This is a genomic window from Sodalis sp. dw_96, from assembly GCF_018449575.1.
GTDB lineage: Bacteria > Pseudomonadota > Gammaproteobacteria > Enterobacterales > Enterobacteriaceae > Acerihabitans.
The window spans coordinates 44107-67742 of sequence record NZ_JAAVUT010000012.1 but is presented as its reverse complement, the minus strand read 5'-3'; the positions used below and the strand labels follow the sequence as shown (position 1 = coordinate 67742).

The following is a 23636-nucleotide window of genomic DNA, read 5'->3' as shown; positions in this document are numbered from 1 at the left end:
GCAGGGGAGGTTATTTACCGCTTTTGTTATCTACCAATACCGCCAACAAAATGACGACAGCCTTTACAATCATCTGATAGTAAGAAGAAACGCTTAACAAATTCAGTCCGTTATTTAAAAATCCAAGGATCAGCGCGCCTATCAGCGTTCCCATGATCCGTCCCTTACCGCCGGACAGACTGGTTCCGCCCAATACCACGGCGGCAATGGCATCCAGCTCATAACCGGTACCGGCGGTGGGCTGCGCCGAAGAGAGCCGGGCCACTTCAATCACGCCAGCCAGCGCCGCCGTCAGCCCGCACAATGAATAAACAATAATCTTGACTTTATCGACGCTGATACCGGACAAGCGCGTCGCGGCTTCGTTGCCACCCAACGCGTAGATATAACGGCCCAAACGAGTGTGGTGCAGCATGTACCAGGCGGCGAGAAACACCACCGCCATAATCCATACAGGCGTAGGCACGCCCAGCGGGCGGCCGATGCCGAAATAGCCGAACGCGTCGGCCACACCGCTGAAACCGGTATTCACCGGACTGCCGTTGGTATATACCATGGTGACGCCCCGCAGCAGCAGCATCATCACCAGGGTAGCGATAAAGGCCTGCACTTTGCCTTTGGCCACGATAACCCCGGTGACGGCGCCAATTGCCGCCCCCAGTACCAGCGAGGCGCCCACCGCCACGAATACGTTGATTTCAAGACCCACCACCGACGCCGCCACCGCACCGGTGAGGGCCAGCAGCGAACCTACGGAAAGATCGATACCCGCGGTCAAGATCACCAGCGTCATGCCCACCGCCATAATGGCGTTCACGGAGGTCTGCTGGAGAATATTGAACAGGTTATTGAGACTGAAGAAATTCGAACTCATCGAAGACACCACGGCGATAAGCACCAGCAGCGCAATCAATGATTTTTGTTCTAAGAGCCAGGTTTTACTGAAACCGCGTTTAACGGGAATGGTCCGGGTACTCATCATTGATTCTCCTGCTGGGTACGATATTGCTTACCGACGGCCGCGGCCATCAGTATCTCCTGGGTGGCCTGCCCTATGGGGAATATGCCGCTTAAACGTCCCTCATGCATCACCATGACGCGGTCGCTCATTCCCAGCACTTCGGGCATCTCAGAGGAAACCAAAATGATACTGAGCCCTTCTTCCTTGAACTGATTAATCAACTGATAAATTTCTTTCTTGGCGCCCACATCGACGCCGCGGGTCGGTTCATCCAGAATCAATACCTTCGGCCGGGTCATCAAACCGCGGGCAATGGCGACCTTTTGCTGATTGCCGCCGGACAGCAGGCCGATAGGCTGCTCCATTGAAGGCGTTTTGATATTGAATAAACGAATGAAATCCCCCACCGCCTGCTGTTCTTCCGCATGTTTCAATCCGCCGCCCTGACGGCTGAAATAACGCAGGGCGGTCAAAGTCATGTTCTCTTTCACCGACATCCCCAGTACCAGCCCGTCCCGCTTACGATCCTCGGAAATATAGACAATACCGTTAGCCAGTCCATCCTGTGGGGTGCGGGTCATAATGGCGCGCCCGTCCAGCACCACCGTACCGCCGGTGCGCTTCGTCGCGCCATACAGGGTTTTCATGAGTTCCGTGCGCCCCGCGCCCATCAAGCCCGCGACCCCGAGAATTTCACTGCGGCGCAGCGTAAAGCTGACATCCTGGACGCCGGGACCGCTAAGGTGACTGACCGCCAAACGTTCCTCGCCGGGACTGACATTAATCCGTGGATACTGCTCTTCCAGGCGACGTCCCACCATCATTTCAATCAGGGCGTCCTCCTGTAAATCGGTTACCCGGCGTTCGGCGATAAACTGCCCGTCGCGCAGCACCGTGACATCGTCGCAAATTTCAAAAATCTCTTTTAACCGATGGGAAATATAAACGATGCCGCAGCCCTGATGCCTGAGTTCGTTTATGACGCTGAACAGCGACGCCGTTTCGGTATCGGTGAGCGCATCGGTGGGTTCATCCATGATGATAACCTGGGACTTGAAGCTGATAACCTTGGCTATCTCCACCATCTGCTGATCGCCGATGGATAACTCCCCCACAAGGCGGTGGCTGCTGTAACGAAGATTGAGCCGTGCCAATAGCTGGTCAGCTTCGCTATACATCCGTTTCCAATCGATACCGCCGAACCGATTGAGGAATTCGCGGCCCAGGAAGATATTTTCCGCAATGGTCAACTGCGGGATAAGATTCAATTCCTGATGGATAATGCCGATACCGGCTTCCTGGGACGCCTTAGGCCCGCTGAACGCCACTTCCTTCCCCTGGTAGGACAGGGTGCCCGCATCCTTGCTGTAGATCCCGGTCAGCACTTTCATCATGGTGGACTTACCGGCGCCGTTTTCACCCACCAACGCCATAACGCGGCCGGGATAAACCGTCAGCGCCGCCCCGGTGAGCGCCTTAACCCCCGGAAAGGATTTATCTATCCCTGTCAATTGCAGTAACGGTTGCATAGATGCCTCAGAAGGTGACGCCGGAGCACAGGATGACATTGGCAAAAGGTGAACATTCCCCGCTGCGAATGACACCGCGACTGTATGCAGTCTGGGCTTTGAATACCTGATGGCTGATATATTCGATGGAAATGGTATTCCCCTGCCGTTGCTCAAGCTCTGTCAACTGCGCCAGCAGCGCCACGTATAGCTGCGGGTTATTTTCCGCCATTTCCTTCGCCAGAATGGCCTTTTCCACCTGCATTTCACTGGTGACCGCACTCACTACCTGTAAAAAGGACGGCACCCCCTGGGTCAATGCCAGATCGATTCTTTGGCTGGATGAGGGTATAGGCAACCCGGCATCGGCAATCGTTACCTGATCCGTATGGCCCAGACGGGAGACGAGCGCGGAGACCTCAGCGTTCAGCAATACACCTTTCTTCATTTTTCCTGCCTCCACCAGCGAAACGTTTCGCTGAACAAGAAATTAGTTAAAAAAGCTTAGCTGCACAAGTGCAATCCAAAGGAATTGTGATCGCCATCGAAACGTTTCGCTGGCAACATAAAGGGTTCTGCGCTTTAGCAGTTGCATTTGAGAGTGAAGCGAGAAGAGTAAATCGGGGAAAAAAAAGCCGATGGACATCATCCATCGGCTTTTTGTTTGGAATAACGGTTAGCGCTTGTTGATTTGATCGAAGCTGCCGCCATCGGAGAAATGCACTTTTTGCACCTGCTGCCAGCTTCCGAACACATCCTTTAAACTGTACAGCTTAAGCTGCGGAAATTTATCGGCAAATTCCTTCGCCACCGCCGGGTCACGGGGGCGATAATAATTTCTGGCCGCGATACGTTGGCCTTCCGGGGAATAGAGATATTGCAAATAAGCGGTAGCCACGTCACGGGTTCCCCGTTTATCCACCACTTTATCGACTACCGATACCGTAGGCTCCGCCACAATCGACTCGCTGGGGACAACGATATCAAACTGGCCTTTACCTACCTTGTTCACCGCCAATAGAGCCTCGTTTTCCCACGCGATCAGCACGTCGCCGAGGCCCCGTTCCACAAAGGTGTTGGTGGAATCGCGGGCGCCGGAATCCAATACGGTGACGTTTTTATATACCCCTTTGACAAAGTCCTGCGCCTTCGCCTGATCGTTGTTATTGTGATGCAACGCATAACCCCAGGCGGCCAGGTAATTCCAACGCGCGCCGCCGGAGGTTTTCGGGTTCGGCGTGATGATCGAGATGCCCGGTTTGATTAAATCAGGCCAGTCATGAATTTGTTTCGGGTTGCCTTTGCGCACCAGGAAAACGATGGTGGAGGTATAGGGCGCCGAGTTATCGGGCAGCCGGGTTATCCAGTTTTTATCGATACGCCCGCGCGCTGCGATGGCATCCACGTCAGACTCCAGCGCCAGCGTCACCACGTCCGCATCTATGCCGTTAATGACCGAGGTGGCCTGCTTCCCCGAACCGCCGTGGGATTGACGGATGGTAACCTTGTCGCCGGTCTTCGCCAGCCAGTATTTGCTGAAAGCCGGATTGTAGTCCTGATATAACTCCCGTGTCGGGTCATAAGACACGTTCAATAACTGGATATCCTTTGCCAGCGCGCTTCCCGACAATAAAATCAACAACAGCCCTGCTTGCCACTTTGACATCGTTGCTCTCCCGAAGAGTCTTTTTATCACTTGAAAATCGTTTAAGCAGAGAGTGTCAGAAAACATGTAACATTTTAAAGAATAAAAACGTAATTTATATAAGTAAAAGAACTAATCAAAGCGGGGTATAAAAAACCCCCGTTAACGGGGGCTTGTAATGGCGGGGAACGACGGCGATTAGTAGAGTTTTTTAGCACATTCCAGCAGATCGCTTTTGAATGGCCGTTTCATGTTTTCAATGGCGTCGATAATGTCGTGATGGACTAATTTATCGTTTTGCACCCCGACGCAGCGTCCGCCATAACCCTGCAACAGCAATTCAATTGAAAAGGCCCCCATGCGCGATGCAAGGATGCGGTCATAGGCCACCGGGCTGCCGCCGCGCTGGATATGGCCCAGGACGGTGGCACGGGTTTCACGGCCGGTTTCTTTTTCAATATATTGCGCCAATTCACCGATATTACAGATATGTTCGGTGATGGCGACGATGGCGTGTTTTTTACCTTTGGCGATGCCGGCTTTGATTTCATAAACCAAATCTTCCGGTTTGAACTCAACTTCCGGCAAGACAATAAATTCACATCCACCGGCAATGGCCGCCGACATGGTAAGATCGCCGCAGTAGCGGCCCATGACCTCAACGATGGAAATACGCTGATGTGAGGAAGAGGTATCACGTAGCCGGTCTATAGCTTCGACCACCGTTTCCAGCGCGGTAAAATAACCGATGGTATAATCGGTACCCGCAACATCGTTATCGATGGTGCCGGGCAAACCGATGCAGGGAAAGCCCATTTCAGTGAGGCGCTTGGCCCCCATGTAGGAACCGTCGCCGCCAATCACCACCAGCGCATCCAAATCGCGTTTTTTCATGTTCTCAATGGAAATGACGCGGGTTCCCTCTTCACGGAACTCAGGGAAACGAGCCGAACCCAAAAAGGTGCCGCCACGGTTAATCATATCCGATACGCTATAGCGGTCGAGCTTGCTCATTCGATCCTGAAACAGTCCGAGGAAACCATCATAGACGCCATAAACTTCCAATCCTTCGGAAAGTCCGGCGCGCACAACGCCCCGGATCGCTGCATTCATGCCTGGTGAATCACCACCGCTTGTCAGTACACCGATTTTCTTAATCATGACTACCTCTGAGCTTTAGCTATTATTTGTAGAATACACTATGCCGGTTAACTTTGAGGAACGGATGAGATCCGAACCTATGGCTTATGGTGGAAATAGTATATCAAATCCCTTTTGCTGAATTGATTCAGGTCAGGCAATTTCCCACTATCGTCACGTTTATGCCCAATGATAATGCATTACATTTGCCAGTGTCTTAGCTTTTCACCACTCGGTAAGCGGGACAATTTGTAACCTGATGGGAAAAGGGATGTTTCTGGCTTGATGCCGCAATTACCATAATGCCAATCATCGGCACATGCAGCACCTGAGTTGATAATGGATGTTGCGAACCGGCAAAAACCAATGCAATGCCGCGAATCGGCGCCACCGGTTGTTCAAAAGATGATAAGCCTTTTGCTGGTCATTTTTATGATGCCCGGCGGCGTATGGATGACTTATTTTCATAAGGTCTCAGCGTCACTAAAACCAGATCTGCGCCGGTCTGTCCGGCAAGCAGCCATCCTTTGGTTTATGTCACACTTTTGCAAGTCATTTTATGCTGTACGGCGATAATATCGTAGCATTGCCAAGTTTGCCGGGCATGTTGATTTAGCCTTAGTCGGCCGCCATCTAACGTGCTTGTCATTGCCGGCGGTGGCTTACAGTTTTTAATCTGCTGCTTTTAGGTAATTTGACGTATAAGTGTTTGAAAAAAAACCCCACCTTTCGGTGGGGGAAGACAGGGATGGTGTCTATGGCAAGGAAAAATGAAGATGTTTTACTTAAGGGTCACACTCTGTACCGGCTTCTGGGCAGAAGATGGGTCCATTTCGGTCATTTGCGACGCCATTTCGGCGAGGCGCTGCTGATGTTTCTGATTCAAAATTTGTCTTTGCTCCGGCGTAAGCAGGTTGTACATTTGATTCCGCACTTTAGCCATTTCCACCTGACGAATGACATTTTGTTGGGCCATTTTTTCCATTTGGGCCCTGACAGCCGGCTCATCAAAAATTTCTGCTGTTACCAATGCATGCAACTGTTCCATTTCACTCACATTGATACGGGGAATATCAAGGCGAGCCTGGCTCATCAAATCGCGCATTTGCTGCCGCTGGTGTTCCGTCAGCCTAACGCCTTCAAACATACTGTAATGACTATCGCCGCATCGGTTTGCGATGTCATCCTGATGCCAACTTCCCGTTGCAATATTCTCACCCGCCACGGTGTTTACGGAGAAAAGAGTGGCGGCGACGAACATGGCGTTAAGTTTGTGCATCCCTAACCCCTACACCCATAACTAAGTTGCTTAACGATGAAGCCATTCTACTGATGCCGCTGCAAACTAGCGTCAGGGGATGTAAAGCTACGTAAAGTCATGGATTGGTAGTGATTGATGACGTATTTTGCGTTTGGAGGTGAGAAAATGAATAAAATCCTTTTGGTCGACGACGATCGTGAATTAACGGCATTGTTGAAAGAATTGCTCGAGATGGAAGGCTTTAACGTCCTGGTGGCTTATGACGGCGAACAGGCGTTGAATATGCTGGACAACTCGGTGGATCTCTTGCTGCTGGACGTGATGATGCCGAGAAAAAACGGTATCGATACGCTCAAGGAATTACGCCAGCAACACCAGACGCCGGTGATTATGCTCACCGCCCGCGGCAGCGAGCTGGATCGCGTGCTGGGGCTCGAACTGGGCGCGGATGACTATCTGCCCAAGCCGTTCAACGATCGGGAGCTGGTGGCCAGAATCAGGGCCATATTGCGCCGTTCCCAATGGACGGAACAGCTGCAAAACGGCGATACCGGCACGCCATCGCTGGAAGTCGACTTTCTGCGCCTCAATCCCGGCCGGCAGGAAGCGACTTTCGATGGCATCCCTCTGGAGCTGACCGGAACGGAATTCACCCTGCTCTATCTGCTGGCTCAGCATCTAGGCCAGGTGGTTTCCCGCGAACACTTAAGCCAGGAAGTCCTGGGCAAGCGCCTGACGCCGTTTGATCGGGCAATCGATATGCACATCTCCAACCTGCGGCGTAAATTACCGGAGCGCAAAGACGGGCATCCCTGGTTCAAAACGCTGCGGGGCCGGGGTTATTTAATGGTATCCGCCGCATGATTAATAGCTTGACCGCGAGGATATTCGCCATCTTCTGGCTAACCCTGGCGCTGGTTTTGATGCTGGTGTTAATGGTTCCAAAACTGGATACCCGCCAGTTGACCCCATTGCTGGACAGTGAACAGCGTCAAGGCGTTATGTTGCAACAGCATGTCGAGGCGGAACTGGCCGCTGATCCGGCCAACGATCTGATGTGGTGGCGCCGGTTGTTTCGCGCCATCGATAAATGGGCGCCGCCGGGACAACGTTTGATTCTGGTGACCAGCGAGGGGCGGGTTATCGGCGCTCAGCGTAACGAAATGCAGGTCATCCGCAATTTCATCGGCCAATCCGATAACTCGGATCAGCCGCAAAAGAAAAAATATGGCCGCATGGAATTGGTCGGTCCTTTCGCGGTGCGAGACGGGGATGATAATTATCAGCTTTATCAAATCCGGCCGGCAGGCAATTCACAGTCGGATTTCATCAATTTAATGTTTGATCGGCCGTTTTTACTGCTGATTGTTACCATGCTTATCAGCATACCTTTACTGCTTTGGCTGGCCTGGAGCCTGGCAAAACCGGCACGCAAACTTAAATACGCCGCGGATGAAGTGGCCAGGGGTAATTTACGCCAGCATCCCGAGCTGGAAGCCGGTCCGCAGGAATTTTTAGCCACCGGCGTCAGCTTTAACCAAATGGTCAGCGCACTGGAAAGAATGGTCACCGCGCAGCAACGGCTGCTGTCGGATATCTCCCATGAATTGCGCACGCCACTCACCCGTCTGCAGTTGGCCACGGCCCTTATGCGGCGCAAGCATGGCGAAGGCAACGAACTGGCGCGCATTGAAACCGAAGCCCAGCGGCTGGACTCCATGATTAACGACCTGCTGGTATTGTCGCGTAATCAGCATAAGAACGAATTGACGCGGGAATTCATCAAGGCCAGCGAGTTATGGAACGATGTGCTGGAGGACGCGAAATTTGAAGCCGAGCAGATGGGGAAAACCCTGGAAATTACCGCGCCTCCGGGCAATTGGGTATTGGTGGGTAATCCGGCGGCGTTGGACAGCGCCCTGGAGAACGTCGTGCGCAATGCGTTGCGTTATTCCCATCAGCGCATTGCCGTGGCCTTTAGCGCCGATGCTCAAGGCGTGACCATCCAGGTGGATGACGATGGACCCGGCGTAAGCGAAGAGGATCGTGAACAGATTTTCCGTCCTTTCTATCGCACCGACGAAGCCCGCGATCGTGAGTCCGGCGGATCCGGCCTGGGCCTGGCTATCGTTGAAAAAGCGGTGGAGCAACATCACGGCTGGGTCAAAGCTGAGGACAGTCCGCTAGGTGGGTTGCGCCTGGTAATGTGGCTGCCATTGCAGCATCGATGACTTGAGGACGTGGCGATAATTGCAGCATCGATGATCTGAGGACGTGGCAATAATTGCAGCATCGTTAGCCAGTCGAAGCCGAAGGCTGTGGGGAGTTGCGGCACGTCGGGCTTTTTTTTGTTATTCTTCGCCCTCTTCAAGGGGGCAGTATGTTGAATATCGTTCTATACGAACCGGAAATCCCGCCTAACACCGGCAATATTATCCGGCTGTGCGCCAATACCGGTTTTGCGTTGCATCTTATCGAGCCTTTGGGATTTACCTGGGACGATAAACGTTTACGCCGCGCCGGGCTGGATTACCATGAATTCGCCCATATAAAACGCCATCATGATTACGCGGCGTTCCTGGAACAGGAAAAGCCGGGGACGTTGTTTGCGTTGACCACAAAAGGAACCCCGGCGCACAGTGAGGTGGAATACCGGACGGGGGATTATTTGCTGTTCGGTCCGGAGACCCGGGGCTTGCCGCCGTTTATTTTGGATAATCTGCCCATGGGCCGGAAAATCCGTATCCCGATGCAACCTGGCAGCCGCAGCATGAATTTATCAAACGCCGTTTCGGTGGTGGTGTATGAAGCCTGGCGACAATTGGGTTATGCCGGCGCGGGCAGGTAAAATGTTAAATGCCGTCGCCATACTCAAAACCATGACTGCCGAAAAACTGATCCATATCCATGGAAGGTTTATCGCTGTCCGGCTTGCCGACGATCCTGGCGGGAACGCCGGCCGCGGTGGTATGGGGCGGTACCGATTGTAATACCACCGAACCCGCGCCGATTTTAGCGCCCCGCCCAACCTCGATGTTGCCCAAGATGGTCGCATTGGCGCCGATCATGACCCCTTCACGAATTTTGGGATGACGATCGCCGCTGGTTTTACCCGTGCCGCCCAAGGTCACCGATTGCAGTATGGAAACGTCGTTTTCAACAATGGCCGTCTCGCCGATGACAATACCGGTGGCATGGTCAAGCATGATGCCGCAGCCGATTTGAGCGGCCGGATGGATATCGACGCCAAAAGAGACCGAGATCTGATTTTGGAAATAGATGGCCATCGCCTGCCGATCTTGTCCCCATAACCAGTGGCCGATGCGATAGGCCTGCAGGGCATGAAATCCTTTAAGATATAACAACGGCGTTGAATATTTATCCACCGCGGGGTCACGCAGCCGCACGGCATTGATATCGCAGGCCGCCGAATAAATCATTTGTTCGTCGTTTTTATACGCTTCTTCCACTATTTCGCGGATGGCGATGGCCGGCATGATGGGATTGGCCAGTTTATTCGCCAGCATATAACTCAGCGCGCTGCCCAAATTTTCATGCTTAAGCAGCGTGGCATGAAAAAAACTGGCCAGCATGGGTTCACACTCCGCCAGCAAACGCGCTTCAGCTTTGATGTTATTCCATACCATTTCCAATTCTTCAGTGGACATACTCACGACCCTTTTGCAGATGTAAACACTCTTGACGGACAGGGCACCGATGTCAGCCACCGGTTTTCTCGTCTTTCTGGGCTCGTCCGAGCAAGCTTAACGCCGCTTCGTGGGCATTTTTATTCCTGTACAGCACCTGGTAGATCTGTTCGGTGATCGGCATTTCGACACCGTAACGTCCCGCCAGCGCCAGCACTTCCTTGGTATTGCGATAACCCTCCACCACCTGGCCGATGGCGTCCTGGGCGGTCTGTACGTCGACACCCTGACCGAGCAGTATGCCGAACCGACGGTTACGGGATTGGTTATCGGTGCAGGTCAAGACCAGATCGCCCAGCCCCGCCATGCCCATAAACGTACCGGGGTCCGCCCCCAGTGCGGCGCCGAGACGCGACATTTCCGCGAGCCCGCGGGTGATAAGCGCCGTTCGGGCATTGGCGCCGAATCCGATGCCGTCCGACATACCGGCACCGATGGCGATGACATTCTTGACCGCTCCACCCAGCTGCACGCCGATAAAATCAGCGTTGCCGTAGACCCGGAAACTTTTGCCGCAATGCAGCAGATACTGTAAATCGGCCGAAAAGTCCGCGTCGGTGGATGCCAGCGCGATGGCGGTGGGTAAACCCGCCGCCAGCTCCTTGGCAAAGGTCGGCCCGGATATCACCGCCAAGGGGATCGCTTCACCCAATACCTCGCGGGCGACATCCGCCAATAACCGCCCCGTATCCGCCTCAAGCCCTTTGGTTGCCCAGACCACGCGGGCATCGGGACGCAAATGCGGCTTGATTTGAGTCAGCACGCTGCCGAACACATGGCTCGGCACCACAATCAGCACGTCGCGGCTGAACCGCATAGTCCGCGACAAATCCGTCTCAAGATGCAGTGAAGGCGGAAACGGCACATCGGGCAAAAAGGCCTGGTTGCACCGTGCCGCCTCCAGGGCATGGATATGCTCTGGTTCATGCCCCCATAACAACACCTCATGACCGTTTCGCGCCATGGTAATGGCAAGAGCCGTACCGTAGGAGCCGGCACCGATGACAATCATTGAGGCACTTTTAGGCATCATCAGGCTTCCTGGGTCGTTTGGTTTCCTTCACCATCGGTCTGCTGTTGCAAATAGTTCATGAACAAGGCATCAAAATTCACCGGCGCCAGGTTAAGCTGCGGGAACGTACCGCGGGATACCTGGCTGGTTATGCACTCACGGGCATAAGGGAAAAGAATATTCGGGCAATAGGCGCCCAGACAGTGAGCCAGCTGCGTCCCGTCGATTCCTGAAATGGTAAAGATACCCGCTTGCTGCACTTCACACAGGAAAGCGGTCTCTTCCCCCAGCAACGCCGTCACCGTCACGCGTAATACCACTTCATAGATACCTTCCGCCAACTGGGTCGAGGCGGTATCGAGATCCAGTTTGATTTCAGGCTGCCATTCCTGCTGAAAAACCTTCGGTGCGTTAGGTGCTTCAAAAGAGACGTCCTTGGTATAAACGCGCTGGATCTGAAACGTCATCTCGGTGCTATTTTGTTCTGACATTAAAAAAACCCTTTGGTTAATTTTGCTTCATGCACCCGTGCGCGCGTCTGCCTCCCGGCCTATTTAAGCAGGGGGTCCAATCCGCCGCGCGCATCTAGTGCGTGTAAATCATCACAGCCACCCACATGCTGTCCGTCGATGAAAATTTGTGGAACCGTGTTACGACCGCTGCGTTTAATCATTTCTTCCCGTTTATCCGCATCCCCGTCAATGGGTATTTCCTGGAATACGACATGCTTGCGGGTGAGTAAAGCCTTGGCGCGATGGCAATATGGACAAGTCGATTTGGTATAGATTTCAATATTGGCCATGGTTCCCCCTATCAAGTTTGTCTTACTTGCCCCGTACGAGGGGCAAGTTCTCTCCGCTCCAGCCGGATATGCCCTCCTTAAGGACATAAACCCGTTCAAAGCCTGCTTTGTTCAGGTTTTCCGCCGGTTCACGCGACGTGGTGCCGGTTGCGCATACCACGATAACCGGTTTCGTTTTGGCTTTATCCAACTCGCCAAGACTGCCGTTTTTAACCTCGGCCGAGGTGAGATTCAACGCGTTGGCAATGTGCCCTTTACGGTAGTCATCCCGGCCGCGCAGATCAACTATAACAGCATCTTCCTTATTGATCAGACGGATGGCTTCGCCGCGGGTAATTTCATTCACCTTGGAAAAACGTGTTTTTAGCGTTGTTACGATAACGGCGATCAATAAAGCGACCCAGGCCAGACAAAGCATGGGGTGATCGCTAACGAACGGCATAATTTCTTGCATGGGGTGTAAAAGCTCCCGTGAGTTGTGGCCACGCAGTAAAGGCTTCGAGTATACCCTCGCATTACGGCAAATTCAGCCAATATACATGGCCGGAAAGAAGAAACTAACCACATTGCGCCCCATGTCGCTAAAAAGGGTGGGCTTTATCGCTTAATTATATCTCTTACACGCGCGTGCCGATGCGCAGGGGCACGGAATTACGCCATAGATAACTGGTAAGCCGCTGTTCAACGTGAAATAATCTTATCAATGAGGGGAAAGGCATCGTTGAAAAGAGTGAATATCAGGGAAAACGGCGGCCAAGGCCATTTTTCTACGTTAAAGCGACATGTTTACGCCAGCCTGTTTTATGCTGGCGTAATGTTATTGCCTGTGGCCGGACATGCCGACGACAACAATAAACAACAGCTTAAAACCCTGCAGCAAAACATCGCCGAGAAAGAAAAAAGCGTTCGGCAACAGCAACAACAGCGCGGCGCGTTGCTAAGTCAGCTGAAAAAACAGGAAGAGTCCATTTCCCAATCCAGCCGGGCCCTGCGCGAGACACAAGGCACGCTGGCGTCGTTAACCGCGGATATCGACCGCTTGAGCCAATCCATCAAGCAGCTTCAAGGGCGTCAGACGGCCCAGCAGAAGCTGCTGGCTCAACAATTGGACGCGGCATTCCGCCAGGGTCGCAACTCCGGCCTGCAGTTGATATTAAGCGGAGAGGAGAGCCAGCGCAGCGAAAGGATTCTGGCCTATTTCAGCTATCTCAATCAGGCGCGGGAAAAATCCATTCTAGATCTCAAACAGACCCGGCAGCAGTTGGCGGCCCAGAAAACCGATCTGCAGCAAAAACAGCTGCGGCAGGCAACATTGTTGCGACAGCAGCAATCGGAGCAGAAAACGCTGGAAAACGCCCGTCAAGCGAGAAAGAAAACGCTCTCCGCCCTGGACACTTCCATTCATCAGGATCAGCTGAGCCTGAACGAACTGCGGCAAAACGAAACTCGCCTGCAAAACGATATCGCCCGCGCCGAAAGGGAAGCCAAAGCCCGTGCCGAGCGGGAAGAACGCGAGGCGCAGCAGGTTCGGGAACGGCAGGAACAGGCTAAACGTCAGGGAGCGACCTATAAACCTTCCGACAGCGAACGGGAGCTTATCTCCCGTACCGGCGGGTTGGGTGCGCCCGCCGGGCAAGCCATGTGGCCGGTCAGGGGCCGGACCCTGCACCGGTTCGGTGAATCCCTGCAAGGTGAGCTTCGTTGGAAGGGCATGGTTATCGCCGCCCCGGAAGGTACCGAAGTCAAAGCCATTGCCGACGGCCGCGTACTGATGGCCGACTGGCTCCAAGGCTATGGCCTGGTAGTGGTGGTTGAACACGGCCAAGGGGATATGAGTCTTTACGGCTACAACCAAAGCGCCCTGGTGAAGGTGGGGGATCAGGTTAAATCCGGCCAGCCCATCGCGCTGGTGGGCACTAGCGGCGGGCAGGATACCTCCGCCCTCTATTTCGAAATTCGTCGTCGTGGCCAGGCGGTCAACCCGTTGCCATGGTTAGGAAGATAGCGTGTTGTTAAAAAAACTGGCGGCCCTGATACTCCTGCTCCTGCTTGGTATGCCGATATTCGCTATTGCCGGCAGGCTGTCCATTGTCATTGATGACTTTGGCTATCGTCCGCAAAATGAAAATCAAGTGTTGACCATGCCCACCGCCATATCCATTGCCGTATTGCCCAACGCGCCCTACGCCGCGGAAATGGCCCGCAAGGCCCACGCTCAGGGGCGGGAGGTCCTGATCCATCTGCCGATGGCGCCATTGAGCAAGCAGCCCCTGGAACGGGGCACGTTGCGCCCGGACATGAGCCGGGATGAGATTGCCCGCATCGTGCGTGATGCGGTGAGCAAAGTTCCCTATGCCGTCGGCGTGAACAACCACATGGGCAGCGCCATGACCTCCAACCTGAACGGCATGCAGAATGTCATGCAGGTGCTGAGTCATTATCCCTTTTATTTTCTCGATAGCATGACCATCGGGAATAGCCAGTCGCGCCAGGCGGCGGCCGGCACCGGGGTCAAGGTGATCAAACGCAATGTGTTCCTGGACGACACCGCCAACGAAGACGACATCCGGGGGCAATTCAACCGAGCCATAGCCTTGGCACGCCGTAACGGCTTTGCAATAGCCATCGGCCACCCTCACCCGAATACCGTCAAAGTGCTGCAGCAGATGTTGCCGGCCTTGCCGTCGGATATCGTGCTGGTGGCTCCCAGCTCGCTGCTGAACGATGCTTTATCACCCGTCCCCGCGCCGTCACCGGCGCCTGTCCGGCCCCGTCGTCCGTTTAGGGGCATTCCGCAATGTATCGTGAAGCAGGCTCCGCCGCCGGTTTACGCCGATGTGATGTTCCAGGTGATATATTCGAGTTTGGATCAGACGCCGTGGGTGATACAGATTAAGCATTGGTTCAGTTCCGCGCCGGACGGATATTAAGCTTACGCCGAAAATGCTATGCTAAGAGCCATAAAGGGGCAGACGCAGTGCCTGCTCCGCCAAGATTAAACAAGGGTTAATCCATGATAGTCGTCACTGGTGGGGCCGGGTTTATCGGCAGCAATATTGTTAAGTCTCTGAATAATGTCGGGTATAACGATATCCTCGTGGTGGATAACCTCAAGGACGGCACCAAATTTGTCAATCTGGTGGACCTGGATATCACCGATTACATGGATAAAGAGGATTTCATCGCCAGTATCATCGCCGGCGACGATTTCGGCGATATAGAAGCGGTGTTCCACGAAGGCGCCTGCTCTTCCACCACCGAGTGGGACGGGAAGTATATGATGGACAACAACTATCAATACTCTAAGGAATTACTGCATTATTGCCTTGAACGGACGATTCCCTTCCTTTATGCGTCTTCCGCCGCGACCTATGGCGGCAGGACGGAAAACTTTATCGAACAGCGTCAGTATGAACAGCCGCTAAACGTTTATGGCTATTCTAAATTCTTGTTCGACCAGTATGTGCGCACCCTGTTGCCGCAGACGGATTCACAAATTTGCGGGTTCCGCTATTTCAATGTTTACGGACCCCGTGAAGGACACAAGGGCAGTATGGCCAGCGTGGCTTTTCATCTTAACAACCAGATCCTCGCCGGTGAGAATCCTAAATTATTTTCCGGCAGCGAGGGGTTCAAACGCGATTTCATCTATGTCGGCGACGTCGCCGAGGTGAATTTGTGGTTCTGGCAAAACGGGGTTTCCGGCATTTTTAATTGCGGTACCGGCCGGGCCGAGTCATTCCAGGCGGTAGCGGATGCGGTATTGGATTTCCATAAAAAAGGCCAGATTGAATATATTGATTTTCCCGAGAAACTTAAAGGCCGCTATCAAGCCTACACACAAGCCGATTTAACCCAATTGCGCGCCGCGGGTTACGATAAGCCATTCAAAACAGTAGCCGAAGGGGTGTCCACCTATTTGGCCTGGCTCAATCGCACCCGTTGAAATTAGCGCAAGGGAAGATATCGGCGGCATGAAAATACTGATTATCGGGCCATCCTGGGTGGGCGACATGATGATGTCGCAAAGTTTGTATCGCAGCATAAAGGATCTTCATCCCGCAGCGGAAATAGACGTGATGGCGCCGGCCTGGTGTCGTCCGCTGCTTAATCGGATGCCGGAGGTGCGCCGGGCGCTGCCCATGCCTCTCGGCCATGGAGCGCTGCAGCTCTGGGAACGTCGCCGGCTCGGACGGGAACTGAGGGATGAACACTATCATCGGGCATTGATATTGCCCAACTCCTTCAAGTCAGCCCTGGTGCCTTTTTTTGCCGGCATCCCGAAACGCACCGGGTGGCGCGGCGAAATGCGCTACGGGCTGCTCAACGATTTGCGGGTATTGGATAAAACCGCATTTCCCCTGATGGTTCAGCGTTATGTCGCACTGGCTTATCCCGGAGCCATCCGCTCGGCTGAGGAGTTACCACAACCCTTGCCGTGGCCGCGCCTACGGGTCGGCGAAACTGAATCCGCGGCTGCCGTAAAAAATTTCAGCCTGGATAACGGCCGTCCCCTGGTGGGCTTTTGCCCCGGCGCGGAGTTCGGGCCAGCCAAACGCTGGCCTCATTACCATTATGCCTCCCTGGCAAAATCGCTGATTGACAGGGGATACCAAACCGTTCTTTTCGGCTCGGCGAAAGACCAGCCGGCGGGGAATGAAATTATCGCTCTGCTGCCGGTGAACGACAGGCCTTATTGCCGGAACCTGGCCGGCGCCACATCCCTTGAACAGGCCGTTACCCTGATTGCCGCCTGCCGGGCAGTGGTGAGTAACGATTCGGGCTTGATGCACGTGGCCGCCGCGCTGGATCGGCCATTGGTGGCGCTCTATGGCCCCAGCAGTCCCGATTTTACCCCGCCGCTCTCCCGCCGGGCACGGGTGATACGGCTGATTACCGGCTACCAGAGGATACGTAAAGGCGACGACGCCCAGGGTTATCACCAGAGTCTTATTGATATCCAGCCTGAACAGGTCATGGGCGAACTCAATACCCTCCTTGCCGCCGGTAAGGAAAATTGATGCGGGTGCTCATCGTCAAAACCTCTTCCATGGGGGATATCCTGCATACTCTGCCCGCCTTGACGGACGCCATGCACGCCCTACCCGGCATTCGTTTCGACTGGGCAGTGGAAGAAAGTTTTGCGCAAATTCCGTCCTGGCATCCGGCAGTGGAACAGGTGATATCGGTGGCCATCAGGCGTTGGCGAAAAAACTGGTTCGGCAACGTTGCCCGCCAGGAGCGCTGCGACTTCAAAAAGCTCTTGCGACGCCAGCAGTATGACCGGGTGATTGACGCCCAGGGACTGATCAAAAGCGCGGCCCTGGTCACCCGCGTCGCCAGGGGAGAAAAGCACGGCCTGGACTGTAAAAGCGCGCGCGAACCTTTCGCCAGCTGGTTTTATAACCAACGTCATGCCGTTGCCCGCCGTCAGCACGCCGTAGAGCGCATCCGCCAACTCTTCGCCATCAGCCTGGGTTATAAGGTTCCGCCGGTAAAAGGCGATTATGCCATCGCAGGGCATTTCAGCTCTCCGCCGGATCAGCCGGCCGCCGCACCGTACCTGGTATTTTTACATGCCACCACCCGGGCGGAAAAACACTGGCCGGAATCGCACTGGCGTGAATTAATTGGTTTGATGGCGGCTCGCGGCCTCAAAATCAAATTACCCTGGGGTTCGGAGCCGGAATTTCAGCGTGCGGTACGACTTTCAGAAAATTTCCCTTATGTTGAAGTACTTCCAAGACTTACACTTAGTGAAGTTGCCAGGGTGTTGGCCGGTGCAAAAGCGGTGGTTTCGGTTGATACAGGGTTAAGTCATTTGGCTGCCGCGTTAGACCGTCCCAATATCGTACTTTATGGCCCCACCGATCCCAAATTGATTGGCAGTTATGGTAAGAATCAGATTTTTGTGACAGCACCTGCCGGAAGTCATTACATGAAAGACATTAAACCCGCTAATATTGCAGAATTGCTTGACGATATTGAGTGAAAAATGAGTACATTTTTTAAGCAAATCTACCGGTATACGCGATCACGGGCCTTTAGGCACAATGAGAATTTATGGCCGTACGTGAAAATAACCCGTGCGCCCACCGGTGAGATAACATCACTGCGCTATCGGGGTGAATCGGTAACAATGCGAAAACTCTCATCATTCAAGGGACAGCATGCCGGAAACATCCTTATCACCGCCACGGGGCCATCCATCAAGGATATGGATTTTTCTCGTATCCCCGCGATGCCGATAATGGGTGTCAACGGGGCTTATGCTCTGAAGGATAAAATAGATTTTCAATTTTATGTCATTGTTGATATGACTTTTATCGATAAAAAACTCGAGATGGTAAAAGGGGTGATATTCAATCCCGCTATCACACTGTTTACCACCTTGCACGGCGTGGTTAAAATCATCAACGCATTTACCTCATCAAAAATACAATGCAAAGTGGTGATAATTGAAGACGCTTGTTACAAGATTTATCAACGTAAAGTGATACCGGGTCAAATTTGGGATACTTATGGCAACGCCAGAGAAGTGTCAATCTGCCCCGAACACAAGCATATCGCCTTCAACAATGACATCCGCAGCGGGATTTTTGATGCCGGTACAGTTGTGTATTGGGCATTGCAAATCGTGGCGTTTATGGGCTTTCAGACGGTATATGTCGCCGGCCTGGACATGAATAATTTTGCTCAACCGCGTTTTTATGAGAATGAAAAGAATAAGCTGCCCTGTTTTCTCGATGAGAAATTCACCAATTTGATAGAACCCGCCTTTAGGCATGCCAGCATTGTGTTGAAGAAGAAAGGCATTACCGTCAAAAATCTCTCCAAACACAGTGCATTGGGTAATGATATATTTGAAAAGGTCGATATTTATGACGTCCATTAGGATTAAACAATTTTCCGAAAAAAATTATATATTTTTCTATCAATTGTTTTTAATGTTTAGCGCAATATTTTGCGGTTATAGCAAGGTCAATAATTTATTTCATCTGTCCCTTATACTGCTGGTAATAACTCTTTTTACCGACAAGAAAAAATTGGTGGGAATTTTTCTCAAGGATACTGCCTTCAAAAAAGGTTTTCTCATCACAGCAGGCTTTCTGCTCTACTTCTGCCTCAGTACACTTTGGTCGGATAATCCCAGGGACTTTACCTCAGCCGTAACTCATTCTTTATATCTACTGGCTTTTTTATTCATTTATCGCCAAATTTGCCTCAATGGAAAAAAAAACGGGGCGTTACTTTTCGCGTTGGCCGGGATTCTGGTTCTACTGTTCTTAATTTTTTATTGCGTTGATAAGCCGACTATCCTCACCAATAGGTTAACAGTTTCTTTTTTCGCTTCACCATCAAATGTTATTGACCTGGCGGGCTATTTTTGTCTTGGGATTTTTTTATGTCTGATAACGATCAGGGATACAAATAACAAGTGGTTCTACCTGCCAATACCTTTTTTGTTTATTGGTGTTATCCTGACACAGAGCCGAGGACCATTGCTCTCATTCGTTGTTTCGCTTTTGCCTCTTTTATTATTGAAACCGGCTATTCGAAAGCATCATATCGTTATTTTTCTGATTTTCATCATTATGCTGGCATCGTTCATTGTAATGATGAATTTTGAGTATATCTTATTTAACCGATTTGAGACCGCGTACCAGCAAAGCTTCATTCGTGTCGGCATTTGGGTGCATACCCTGGATATGGTGAAAATACATCCTTTTTTCGGCTGGGGATTCAACAAAGAACTAAATTTTATCAATAGTCTTAACGATCCGGTCAAGACCACACATAGCCTCTATCTCTCCGCTCTGCTAAAGGGCGGCGTCGTCGGATTGTTTTTACTGGGGGGTGTTCTGTCATATGGCCTCTGCATGGCGAAAAAACATTTGACCCATCGGCAGGGGTTTGAAGCTTCGTTATTTCTGTTTATGATTTTTTTCTTTACCACCCAAGGCATGTTTGTCGTCAGCAACCCCGGCGTGACATGGTATTTATTTTGGTTTCCCCTGGCGATTATACTCAGCCCGCCGGTTGAAAAAACTTGCTGAGGATACTTAACCCGCTTATACCCGTCATACTTCAACCTGCAGGTGCGTTGGCAATACTCGGCCCCTCTGGCCGCTGTAGGCAGCGTTCAATTCTGCTCCAGGCAGATTTGTCGGTGTGTCGCCGCCTTCCTGCAACTCGAATGATTTAGGGTATATTAGGCGAGGCCAGCTTTTTGATTTCGGAAAACACCTCATCGGCGGAGATAATCGCCAACGGGAAATCCTTTGGAGCAGACTCCCCGGCATCCAATCGATCTTTAACATAGATAATCTTGTGCAATTCCAACGACTGCAGCGGCCCGGTATGGTGGGGATTCGCCGTGGCGAACAGGCTGACCGTTTTGACGTTCAGGGCAACCGCGATATGCAATGGTCCGGTATCACCGGTCACCAACATATCCAAATTGGCAATGTGTGATAGCAGCTGCTTCAGACTGGTTTTTCCCACCAGTGAGACGATATATTGTCTCTCATCGGTGGTTAACGACGCCATAAACGCATCAGCCAGATCCGTTTCCTTACCACTGCCGATCAGGGTAATACGGTATTGAGCCATTGCCGAATTAAGGGCAAGAATAGACCGGGTCAGCTCGGTAAAACGATAAATAGGCCATTGCCGGATAGTCTCCGATGCCCCCATTTGGAAGCCGATATTGATTTGATGGGGAATTTTTTCCAGACGCTCGAAATCCACGGGTATATGCATATTGGTGTCGCCTGTATCGCATCCCAGAATGTTCAGCAACGTTAACTTGCGTGAAATGATATGACCGTTAAATTTTCCTGAAAAAGCCGCCAACAAGGGATTCAGTAATTGCGAATCCGTCGCATAATTGTCACGCATGATATAATGGCTGCCCGCCATCACGGCGATGAGCACATCGTAGGGCATATGCGAATGAAGTATGACAGTCAGCTGTGGCCTGGATTGCCGTAATTGTTTAATCACGCCATAGGCATGCTTAATTTTGTTATCCCAATAGATTATCTTATTGAAATAGGGGCTGCCTTCCACCATGGCGCTGTTCTTATTGCTTGAAACCAAAGTAAAATGAGCTGCAGGATAGCGTTTACGTAATGCGTGAATGGCCGGTGTATTGAATAAAAGATCACCTAATGCGGTAGTAGACATTATAGCGATACGGTTAAATTCAGAAGCTGCATTTAACGTTTTGCTTTCTTTTAAATGCCCAAAAAATTTATTATAAATACTCAGTAAAATATAAATCAGGAAAACTTTCTTTTTCTTCATTTCTCGAGGCTCATGTCTTTTTTTGGTAAAATTCTGCCAATGTCATGCCAACGACACGTCCTTTTAACCACTCAAACAGCTGTTCCATATCCGCATACAACCGCTCGATGGCGGCTTCATCGGTGAAAGTAGGGCTTCCGCCGGGCATCAGTTCGGATGAATGCAGCATAAATTCCACATAATCGCTTCCTCGGGCCAGCATGGTATCAACCACCAATTGCATATTTGCCACGTTACCGCCTTGAGGGCGCAGCCAGTGCACCGACGGCGTGCGTTGTTTGCCCCTGAGAGTGTCATAAAGCGTCTTGACGGTATTGACCCAGCCTGGGTGCTTGTAGCGGGTGCTCATCGGCACTTCAAGTAACGGAGAGTCACCGGCAGCGGCAATATTTTCCGGGTCGATGAAATAGGCCTGATCGGGAAAGCCGATGTAATTTGTTCCGCCCCGGCCTTGAGGTGCGCCGGGAGAACGACGCCAATCGACCCGTGGCGTGACGGAACAATCGATGCGATAGCCGTTTTCAATCAATACTTTTACATAGAACTCATTCAGCGCCCAACGCCCGGCGCGATGACTGAGCATTTTAGTCTGGAATGTCTCTTCCAGCAGCTGCGTCTGAAACCGCACTTTGGCGATGATCATTTCGTTTGAATAATCAATCAGATAAGGCTTGTGCCGCCCGTCATCACCGGTTAAATCAACTAACGGCGGGCTGTTCCATGCATGCAGATGCATGCCCACCTCGCCGTGGCCCCTGGCGATGACATCTTTCGCGAATTCAACATACTCATTATCCATCGCCATTTCATAGTTGGTGAGATAGACGGGTTTAAAACCGAATTTTTCGCACAACGCCTGAAACCGGGGCAAAAAAAGCGCATTTCTGGTCAGAATTTGCTCATGATTGCGCCAAAGATTATCGCCTTCCGTATCAATCGTAATAATAAATGCGGGTTGATTCATTTGAAAAATCCCTGGAAATCAGAGTTCGGTATGTTACGCTGCCGATGCCGAGAGGGCAAACCCCGAAAATCAAGCCCCATTGGACATTAGAGCAAATGCATTGGCAATATGTCCATGGCAAAAGGAAACAGATGGTCAACACCCGCAGGATTTTATCGTTGCCTTAGGGTAGGATCGCACCTTAAATGAACCTGGCAAGGTAATGGGATAAGAACGCATGCGTGTATTGATGATCATCGACGGGTTGCCGGGCGGCGGCGCTGAGAAAGTATTATTGACCCTCGCTCAGGGAATGTTGGCCGACGGCCATCGCATCTCCCTATTTTCATTACGTTCCGTTTGCGATTATACGCTACCCGCCGGAATCGATTATAAAGCCATCGTCGATGAGTGCCGCGTTCCTTGGCGTAAGCTTACCGAACTTTCCCGCCGGGCTAAAAAACTGGATTCGGCCATTATCCAGTCCGAGCAGCGGGAGGGTAAATTCGATCTGGTCATTTCCCATCTGCATAAAACCGACCGCATCGTGGCCCGCAGCCAAGCACTTGATCCTGAAAAAGTCTGGTTTTGCCTCCATGGCATGTTTTCCCCCTCTTATCTCGGCCATCGCAAAGGGTTTTCCCGCGCCATCAAGCGCTACAAGATTGGCCGGGTGTATCGACATCGCAATATTACCGCCGTCTCCCGCGCGGTTCTGGAAGATATGACCGGTGAATTTGCCGTGACTCCCGCTAAATCGGCGGTCATCAATAATCCGTTCGATATCGAAGACATTCTCCGGCTGGCGTCTGAACCCTGCGATATGGCGGGACAGGATTACCTTATTCATGTGGGCCGATTACATCCCCACAAACGCCATGACCGGCTGCTCAGAAGCTATGCCCGTACCGGCATTCAATCGCCTCTGATGATTATGGGCCAGGGCAGTGACAGGGAGCTGAGCGCCCTGCAAGCCTTGGCAAGAGAATTGAATATCGCGGACCGGGTGATATTCAGAGGCTTTACCGCGAATCCTTATCCTTATATCAAGCATGCCCGCGTACTGATTCTCTGCTCCGACAGCGAAGGGTTCGGTAATGTCTTGGTGGAGGCGCTGATTTGCCAAACGCCGGTAGTCAGTACCCGCTGCCCCGGCGGTCCCGCCGAAATATTAACCGGAGATCTGGCCCGTGGCCTGGCGGAAATGAACGATGTATCCCTGGCGGAAAAAATTCTTACAATTTATAAAAACCCTCCTCTAATCGATCCCCGTACGCTGGAATCCTATAGTATCGCCGCCATTTGCCGGAAATATGCCGCATTAGCCGAGGGTTAATAGGTTAATTGT

Annotated in this window: 23 protein-coding genes and 1 pseudogene; 11 read left to right on the top strand and 13 right to left on the bottom strand. The window is 52.1% G+C overall.

All coding sequences use genetic code 11. The features are described 5' to 3' along the window. Positions 1-10: 10 nt before the first annotated feature. From rbsC to cpxP, 6 genes are all read right to left on the bottom strand, one after another. Positions 11-979 carry a ribose ABC transporter permease gene (gene rbsC, locus HB631_RS17665; protein ID WP_213992548.1) on the bottom strand — a complete coding sequence of 323 codons (969 nt, stop codon included), beginning with the start codon at positions 977-979 and terminating at the stop codon, positions 11-13. Further along, positions 979-2490 (bottom strand): ribose ABC transporter ATP-binding protein RbsA, encoded by a 1512-nt coding sequence (gene rbsA / locus HB631_RS17660; protein ID WP_213992491.1) that lies wholly within the window; start codon positions 2488-2490, stop codon positions 979-981. Before rbsA ends, rbsC begins: the two co-directional genes overlap by 1 nt. A gap of 7 nt (positions 2491-2497) precedes the next feature. After that, positions 2498-2917 carry a D-ribose pyranase gene (gene rbsD / locus HB631_RS17655; protein WP_213992490.1) on the bottom strand — a complete coding sequence of 140 codons (420 nt, stop codon included), beginning with the start codon at positions 2915-2917 and terminating at the stop codon, positions 2498-2500. Between the two features lie 228 nt (positions 2918-3145). Next, positions 3146-4135 carry a sulfate ABC transporter substrate-binding protein gene (locus HB631_RS17650; RefSeq protein WP_213992489.1) on the bottom strand — a complete coding sequence of 330 codons (990 nt, stop codon included), beginning with the start codon at positions 4133-4135 and terminating at the stop codon, positions 3146-3148. 177 nt (positions 4136-4312) lie between these two features. Continuing rightward, positions 4313-5275 (bottom strand): 6-phosphofructokinase, encoded by a 963-nt coding sequence (gene pfkA / locus HB631_RS17645; protein WP_213992488.1) that lies wholly within the window; start codon positions 5273-5275, stop codon positions 4313-4315. Between the two features lie 760 nt (positions 5276-6035). Beyond that, on the bottom strand, positions 6036-6533 hold the full coding sequence (gene cpxP, locus HB631_RS17640) for a cell-envelope stress modulator CpxP (protein ID WP_213992487.1): 498 nt from the start codon (positions 6531-6533) through the stop codon (positions 6036-6038). A gap of 147 nt (positions 6534-6680) precedes the next feature. Here cpxP and cpxR point away from each other — a divergent pair, with 147 nt between their 5' ends. From cpxR to trmL, 3 genes are all read left to right on the top strand, one after another. Continuing rightward, positions 6681-7379, top strand: coding sequence for an envelope stress response regulator transcription factor CpxR (cpxR, locus tag HB631_RS17635; protein WP_213992486.1), 699 nt, complete (start codon positions 6681-6683; stop codon positions 7377-7379). Further along, positions 7376-8746 carry an envelope stress sensor histidine kinase CpxA gene (gene cpxA / locus HB631_RS17630; protein WP_213992485.1) on the top strand — a complete coding sequence of 457 codons (1371 nt, stop codon included), beginning with the start codon at positions 7376-7378 and terminating at the stop codon, positions 8744-8746. Before cpxR ends, cpxA begins: the two co-directional genes overlap by 4 nt. Positions 8747-8895: 149 nt before the next feature. Beyond that, the gene (gene trmL, locus HB631_RS17625) at positions 8896-9363 is read left to right on the top strand and encodes a tRNA (uridine(34)/cytosine(34)/5-carboxymethylaminomethyluridine(34)-2'-O)-methyltransferase TrmL (RefSeq protein WP_213992484.1); all 468 of its coding nucleotides are present in this window, start codon (positions 8896-8898) and stop codon (positions 9361-9363) included. A 4-nt stretch (positions 9364-9367) separates the two neighbouring features. On the opposite strand, the gene cysE is transcribed toward trmL, so the two are convergent. Genes cysE through HB631_RS17600 form a run of 5 tightly spaced genes read right to left on the bottom strand, consistent with a single transcriptional unit; the run spans position 9368 to position 12490 of the window. Then, the gene (gene cysE, locus HB631_RS17620) at positions 9368-10183 is read right to left on the bottom strand and encodes a serine O-acetyltransferase (protein WP_213992483.1); all 816 of its coding nucleotides are present in this window, start codon (positions 10181-10183) and stop codon (positions 9368-9370) included. A 52-nt stretch (positions 10184-10235) separates the two neighbouring features. Then, complete coding sequence (gpsA, locus tag HB631_RS17615) at positions 10236-11255, bottom strand: NAD(P)H-dependent glycerol-3-phosphate dehydrogenase (RefSeq protein ID WP_213992482.1); 1020 nt, start codon at positions 11253-11255, stop codon at positions 10236-10238. After that, positions 11255-11725, bottom strand: a complete 471-nt coding sequence (secB, locus tag HB631_RS17610; protein ID WP_213992481.1) for a protein-export chaperone SecB — start codon at positions 11723-11725, stop codon at positions 11255-11257. The genes gpsA and secB overlap by 1 nt, the downstream gene beginning before the upstream one ends. Before the next feature lie 59 nt (positions 11726-11784). Next, positions 11785-12036 (bottom strand): glutaredoxin 3, encoded by a 252-nt coding sequence (gene grxC, locus HB631_RS17605; protein WP_213992480.1) that lies wholly within the window; start codon positions 12034-12036, stop codon positions 11785-11787. A gap of 22 nt (positions 12037-12058) precedes the next feature. After that, the gene (locus HB631_RS17600; RefSeq protein ID WP_213992479.1) at positions 12059-12490 is read right to left on the bottom strand and encodes a rhodanese-like domain-containing protein; all 432 of its coding nucleotides are present in this window, start codon (positions 12488-12490) and stop codon (positions 12059-12061) included. 249 nt (positions 12491-12739) lie between these two features. On the opposite strand from HB631_RS17600, the gene envC reads away from it, so the two are divergent. The 7 genes and pseudogenes from envC (at position 12740) to HB631_RS17565 (ending at position 20093) form a co-directional block, all read left to right on the top strand. Beyond that, a complete protein-coding gene (envC, locus tag HB631_RS17595; RefSeq protein WP_213992478.1) occupies positions 12740-14041 on the top strand; it encodes a murein hydrolase activator EnvC in 1302 nt (433 codons plus the stop codon). Positions 14042-14090: 49 nt separating this feature from the next. After that, positions 14091-14966 (top strand): divergent polysaccharide deacetylase family protein, encoded by an 876-nt coding sequence (locus tag HB631_RS17590; RefSeq protein WP_213992547.1) that lies wholly within the window; start codon positions 14091-14093, stop codon positions 14964-14966. A gap of 83 nt (positions 14967-15049) precedes the next feature. Further along, positions 15050-15982 (top strand): ADP-glyceromanno-heptose 6-epimerase, encoded by a 933-nt coding sequence (gene rfaD, locus HB631_RS17585; RefSeq protein WP_213992477.1) that lies wholly within the window; start codon positions 15050-15052, stop codon positions 15980-15982. A 28-nt stretch (positions 15983-16010) separates the two neighbouring features. Next, positions 16011-17057, top strand: coding sequence for an ADP-heptose--LPS heptosyltransferase RfaF (rfaF, locus tag HB631_RS17580; protein WP_213992476.1), 1047 nt, complete (start codon positions 16011-16013; stop codon positions 17055-17057). Beyond that, positions 17057-18004: pseudogene (rfaC, locus tag HB631_RS17575) on the top strand (lipopolysaccharide heptosyltransferase RfaC); the annotation flags it as partial. The gene rfaF and the pseudogene rfaC, both read left to right, overlap by 1 nt. Positions 18005-18253: 249 nt before the next feature. Next, positions 18254-18931, top strand: coding sequence for a sugar glycosyltransferase (locus HB631_RS17570; RefSeq protein ID WP_345945720.1), 678 nt, complete (start codon positions 18254-18256; stop codon positions 18929-18931). Beyond that, positions 18918-20093 carry an O-antigen ligase family protein gene (locus tag HB631_RS17565; RefSeq protein ID WP_213992473.1) on the top strand — a complete coding sequence of 392 codons (1176 nt, stop codon included), beginning with the start codon at positions 18918-18920 and terminating at the stop codon, positions 20091-20093. Before HB631_RS17570 ends, HB631_RS17565 begins: the two co-directional genes overlap by 14 nt. A 145-nt stretch (positions 20094-20238) precedes the next feature. Here HB631_RS17565 and HB631_RS17560 read toward each other — a convergent pair whose 3' ends face one another. Continuing rightward, the gene (locus HB631_RS17560; protein ID WP_255557085.1) at positions 20239-21225 is read right to left on the bottom strand and encodes a glycosyltransferase family 9 protein; all 987 of its coding nucleotides are present in this window, start codon (positions 21223-21225) and stop codon (positions 20239-20241) included. Positions 21226-21355: 130 nt separating this feature from the next. Next, a complete protein-coding gene (locus HB631_RS17555) occupies positions 21356-22309 on the bottom strand; it encodes a deacetylase (protein ID WP_213992471.1) in 954 nt (317 codons plus the stop codon). 217 nt (positions 22310-22526) lie between these two features. Here HB631_RS17555 and HB631_RS17550 point away from each other — a divergent pair, with 217 nt between their 5' ends. Further along, entirely contained in the window at positions 22527-23624 is a 1098-nt protein-coding gene (locus HB631_RS17550) for a glycosyltransferase (protein ID WP_213992470.1), read from the top strand. Positions 23625-23636 lie beyond the last annotated feature (12 nt).

What these genes read in the sequence shown, in the direction of transcription:
- HB631_RS17555 (WP_213992471.1), bottom strand. Translation starts at nt 22,309, where the DNA reads ATGAATCAACCCGCATTTATTATTACGATTGATACGGAAGGCGATAAT.
- HB631_RS17600 (WP_213992479.1), bottom strand. Translation starts at nt 12,490, where the DNA reads ATGCAAGAAATTATGCCGTTCGTTAGCGATCACCCCATGCTTTGTCTG.
- rfaD (WP_213992477.1), top strand. Translation starts at nt 15,050, where the DNA reads ATGATAGTCGTCACTGGTGGGGCCGGGTTTATCGGCAGCAATATTGTT.
- HB631_RS17650 (WP_213992489.1), bottom strand. Translation starts at nt 4,135, where the DNA reads ATGTCAAAGTGGCAAGCAGGGCTGTTGTTGATTTTATTGTCGGGAAGC.
- rbsA (WP_213992491.1), bottom strand. Translation starts at nt 2,490, where the DNA reads ATGCAACCGTTACTGCAATTGACAGGGATAGATAAATCCTTTCCGGGG.
- HB631_RS17560 (WP_255557085.1), bottom strand. Translation starts at nt 21,225, where the DNA reads ATGTCTACTACCGCATTAGGTGATCTTTTATTCAATACACCGGCCATT.
- rbsD (WP_213992490.1), bottom strand. Translation starts at nt 2,917, where the DNA reads ATGAAGAAAGGTGTATTGCTGAACGCTGAGGTCTCCGCGCTCGTCTCC.
- HB631_RS17590 (WP_213992547.1), top strand. Translation starts at nt 14,091, where the DNA reads ATGCCGATATTCGCTATTGCCGGCAGGCTGTCCATTGTCATTGATGAC.
- cysE (WP_213992483.1), bottom strand. Translation starts at nt 10,183, where the DNA reads ATGTCCACTGAAGAATTGGAAATGGTATGGAATAACATCAAAGCTGAA.
- pfkA (WP_213992488.1), bottom strand. Translation starts at nt 5,275, where the DNA reads ATGATTAAGAAAATCGGTGTACTGACAAGCGGTGGTGATTCACCAGGC.
- grxC (WP_213992480.1), bottom strand. Translation starts at nt 12,036, where the DNA reads ATGGCCAATATTGAAATCTATACCAAATCGACTTGTCCATATTGCCAT.
- HB631_RS17550 (WP_213992470.1), top strand. Translation starts at nt 22,527, where the DNA reads ATGCGTGTATTGATGATCATCGACGGGTTGCCGGGCGGCGGCGCTGAG.
- gpsA (WP_213992482.1), bottom strand. Translation starts at nt 11,255, where the DNA reads ATGATGCCTAAAAGTGCCTCAATGATTGTCATCGGTGCCGGCTCCTAC.
- rbsC (WP_213992548.1), bottom strand. Translation starts at nt 979, where the DNA reads ATGAGTACCCGGACCATTCCCGTTAAACGCGGTTTCAGTAAAACCTGG.
- rfaF (WP_213992476.1), top strand. Translation starts at nt 16,011, where the DNA reads ATGAAAATACTGATTATCGGGCCATCCTGGGTGGGCGACATGATGATG.
- trmL (WP_213992484.1), top strand. Translation starts at nt 8,896, where the DNA reads ATGTTGAATATCGTTCTATACGAACCGGAAATCCCGCCTAACACCGGC.
- cpxR (WP_213992486.1), top strand. Translation starts at nt 6,681, where the DNA reads ATGAATAAAATCCTTTTGGTCGACGACGATCGTGAATTAACGGCATTG.
- HB631_RS17570 (WP_345945720.1), top strand. Translation starts at nt 18,254, where the DNA reads ATGGATTTTTCTCGTATCCCCGCGATGCCGATAATGGGTGTCAACGGG.
- cpxP (WP_213992487.1), bottom strand. Translation starts at nt 6,533, where the DNA reads ATGCACAAACTTAACGCCATGTTCGTCGCCGCCACTCTTTTCTCCGTA.
- cpxA (WP_213992485.1), top strand. Translation starts at nt 7,376, where the DNA reads ATGATTAATAGCTTGACCGCGAGGATATTCGCCATCTTCTGGCTAACC.
- HB631_RS17565 (WP_213992473.1), top strand. Translation starts at nt 18,918, where the DNA reads ATGACGTCCATTAGGATTAAACAATTTTCCGAAAAAAATTATATATTT.
- envC (WP_213992478.1), top strand. Translation starts at nt 12,740, where the DNA reads ATGAGGGGAAAGGCATCGTTGAAAAGAGTGAATATCAGGGAAAACGGC.
- secB (WP_213992481.1), bottom strand. Translation starts at nt 11,725, where the DNA reads ATGTCAGAACAAAATAGCACCGAGATGACGTTTCAGATCCAGCGCGTT.